3 protein-coding genes are annotated in these 3,041 nt (G+C 68.6%); 1 reads left to right on the top strand and 2 read right to left on the bottom strand.

Annotated elements, in window-relative coordinates:
* Together IV113_RS23645 and queA are read right to left on the bottom strand one after the other, a co-directional pair.
* Window positions 1–188: tRNA-guanine transglycosylase (locus tag IV113_RS23645; protein ID WP_291090481.1), on the bottom strand; the 188-nt coding region annotated here is incomplete at its 3' end.
* Window positions 175–1,293 (bottom strand): tRNA preQ1(34) S-adenosylmethionine ribosyltransferase-isomerase QueA, encoded by a 1,119-nt coding sequence (gene queA, locus IV113_RS23640; protein ID WP_291090477.1) that lies wholly within the window; start codon window positions 1,291–1,293, stop codon window positions 175–177. The genes queA and IV113_RS23645, both read right to left, overlap by 14 nt.
* 72 nt (window positions 1,294–1,365) lie before the next feature.
* Between queA and IV113_RS23635 the strand changes: the two genes are divergently transcribed.
* Window positions 1,366–3,041 (top strand): ATP-dependent DNA helicase RecG (locus tag IV113_RS23635; RefSeq protein WP_291090474.1); only part of this gene is annotated, 1,676 nt, incomplete at its 3' end.

Raw genomic sequence — 3,041 nt, 5'->3', positions numbered from 1 at the left:
TGGAAGGTGTTGCCCAGGATGATCTGCGCGCCCATGTCGTGCAGGCTTTGCGGCATCACGCCCTTGACGGTGCCGTAGGTGCCCACGGGCATGAAGATGGGCGTCTGCACCACGCCGTGGTTCAGCGTGAGCTGGGCGCGGCGCGCGTGGCTGGTGGGGTCGGTCTTGAGGACTTCAAACTGCAGCATCAGGGTTCCTTGAAAGCAGCATGGCGTCGCCATAGCTGAAGAAGCGGTAGCGGTGTTCGATGGCGTGGGCGTAGAGCGCGCGGATGTGGTCGAAACCCGCGAAGGCGCTGACCAGCATCATCAGCGTGGACTGGGGCAGGTGGAAGTTGGTGACCATCAGGTCCACCACGCGAAAGCCGAAGCCGGGCGTGATGAAGATGTTGGTGTCGCCCTCGGTTTCGCCCGAGCGTGCCCAGCTCTCCAGCGTGCGCACGGTGGTGGTGCCCACGGCCACCACGCGGCCGCCGCGCGCGCGGCAGTCGGCCATCGCCTGCAACGTGGCGGGCGGAATGGCGTAACGCTCGTGGTGCATCACGTGGTCTTCGATCCGGCCCGCCTTCATGGGCGCGAAGGTGCCCGCGCCCACGTGCAGCGTGACGCTGGCGCGCCGCACGCCGCGCGCATCGAGTGCGGCGAGCAACGCCTCGTCGAAATGCAGCGCGGCCGTGGGTGCGGCCACCGCGCCGGGCACGCGGGCAAACACGGTCTGGTAGCGGCGCTCGTCGTCGGCCTCGTCGGTGTGCGTGATGTAGGGCGGCAGCGGCACGTGTCCGTGGCGTGCCATCAGCTCGTAAGGCGTCTCCTGCGCCGGGCCGTGCAGCCGGAAGCGGAACAGCTGGCCTTGTTCGTCGGGCCAGCGGCCGATGAAGACCGCGTCGAAGCCACCGCCGCGCAGGCCTCCGGCCATGTGCAACCGGCCACCGGGTTGGGGCTTCTTGCTCACGCGCAGGTGGGCCACCACCTCGTGCGCCGAGCCGTCGCCGGCTTCATGCGGCAACAGAACGCGCTCGATCAACATCTCCAGCTGGCCGCCGCTGGCCTTCTGGCCAAAGAGACGCGCCTTGACCACCTGCGTGTCGTTGAACACCAGCAGGTCGCCGGCCTTCAGCAGTTCTGGCAGGTCACGAAAGATGCGGTCCACCGGCGCGGGGCCGCTGCCGTCGAGCAGGCGCGAGGCGCTGCGCTCGGGCGCGGGGTGCTGGGCGATCAGCTCGGTGGGGAGGTGGAAATCAAAATCCGCGACGGTGAAGGAACGCGCGACGGCTTCAGAAGTGGAAAAGGTCATGCTGCTTGAGGGCTGGACAAAGCCCGTGCCAAGTGAAAAGGGAGGGTGAAGGGAAGCGGGCAGAATTGTCCCATGCCCGATGCCACCCCCGCCCGCAAGCCACTCTCTGCCCCGCAGAAGGCCTTGCACCGGCTCGGGCTGGTGCGCGACATCGACCTGGCGCTGCACCTGCCGCTGCGCTACGAGGACGAAACCCGCATCATCACGCTGCGCGAGGCGCGCGACGGACAGCTGGCGCAGATCGAGGGCACGGTCACCCACAGCGAGATCACGCAGCGCCCGCGCCGCCAGCTGTTGGTGACGCTGGACGACGGCACCGACACCTGCACGTTGCGCTTTTTCAACTTCTACCCCGCGCACCAGAAGACGTTGGCCGTGGGCGAGCGCGTGCGCGTGCGGGGCGAGCTGCGCGGCGGCTTCCTGGGCTGGACCATGGTGCACCCTGCGTTTCACGCGGCCGGCGGCGAACTGCCCGACGCGCTCACGCCGGTGTACCCCACCAGCGCGCAACTGCCCCAGGCCTACCTGCGCAAGGCGGTGGCCAGTGGCCTGAACCGCGCCGATCTCGGCGAGACGCTGCCGCCCGCGCTGCTGGGTGGTCTGCACGCCGTGGTGCGCGGCACCTGGACACTGCGCGATGCGCTGCGCTACCTGCACCACCCGGGACCGGACGTGTCGCTGGACGCGCTCGAAGACCGCAGCCACCCGGCCTGGCAGCGCCTCAAGGCCGAGGAACTGCTGGCGCAGCAGCTCTCGCAGTTCACCGCCAGGCAGGAGCGCGCCGAGCTGCGCGCGCCGGCGTTGCGCGCCACGCCGGGTGGCCTGCACGAACAACTGCTCGGCGTGCTGCCATTCGCGCTCACCACCGCGCAGCGGCGCGTGGGTGAAGAGATCGCGCGTGACCTGATGCGCCAGGTGCCCATGCACCGCCTGCTGCAGGGCGACGTGGGTTCGGGCAAGACGGTGGTGGCCGCGCTGGCCGCCGCCATCGCCATCGACGCGGGCTGGCAATGCGCGCTGATGGCGCCGACCGAGATCCTGGCCGAGCAGCACTTTGCCAAGCTCATCGGCTGGCTCGAACCTTTGCTCGCGCCGCTGGGAAAACGTGTGGCCTGGCTCACCGGCAGCCAGAAGAAAAAACAGCGTGGCGAGATGCTCGCGCTGATCGCCAGCGGCGAGGCCGCGTTGGTGGTGGGCACGCACGCTGTCATCCAGGACCAGGTGGTGTTCAAGAACCTGGCGCTGGCCATCATCGACGAGCAGCATCGGTTTGGTGTGGCGCAGCGGTTGGCGCTGCGCAGCAAGATGGGCGCAGCGAGAACGGAGGTGTTGGCGGGGGCTTCGACAGGCTCAGCCCGAACGGAAATGGACGCGGTTCGACCGGCTGAGACCTCCATTCGGGTCGAGCTCATGCCCGTTCGGGCTGAGCAGATGTCCGTTCGGGCTGAGCCTGTCGAAGCCCTCACCCAGGAGCCGCACCTGCTGATGATGACGGCCACGCCCATTCCAAGAACGCTCGCCATGAGCTACTACGCCGACCTGGACGTCTCAACCATCGACGAACTGCCGCCCGGCCGCACACCCATCGTCACCAAGGTGGTGGCCGACAGCCGCCGTGCCGAGGTGGTCGAACGCATCCGCGGCCAGCTCGCGCAGGGCCGGCAGGTGTACTGGGTCTGCCCCTTGATCGAGGAGAGCGAGGCGCTCGATCTTTCCAATGCCACGGCCACTCATGCCGAACTCGGCGA

It is taken from the genome of Hydrogenophaga sp. (assembly GCF_018780385.1).
Classification (GTDB): domain Bacteria; phylum Pseudomonadota; class Gammaproteobacteria; order Burkholderiales; family Burkholderiaceae_C; genus Hydrogenophaga.
This window is presented reverse-complemented; position numbering and strand designations above follow the sequence as displayed.

Excerpts from the sequence above, each read along its gene's own strand:
- queA (WP_291090477.1), bottom strand. The coding sequence starts at position 1,293 with ATGACCTTTTCCACTTCTGAAGCCGTCGCGCGTTCCTTCACCGTCGCG.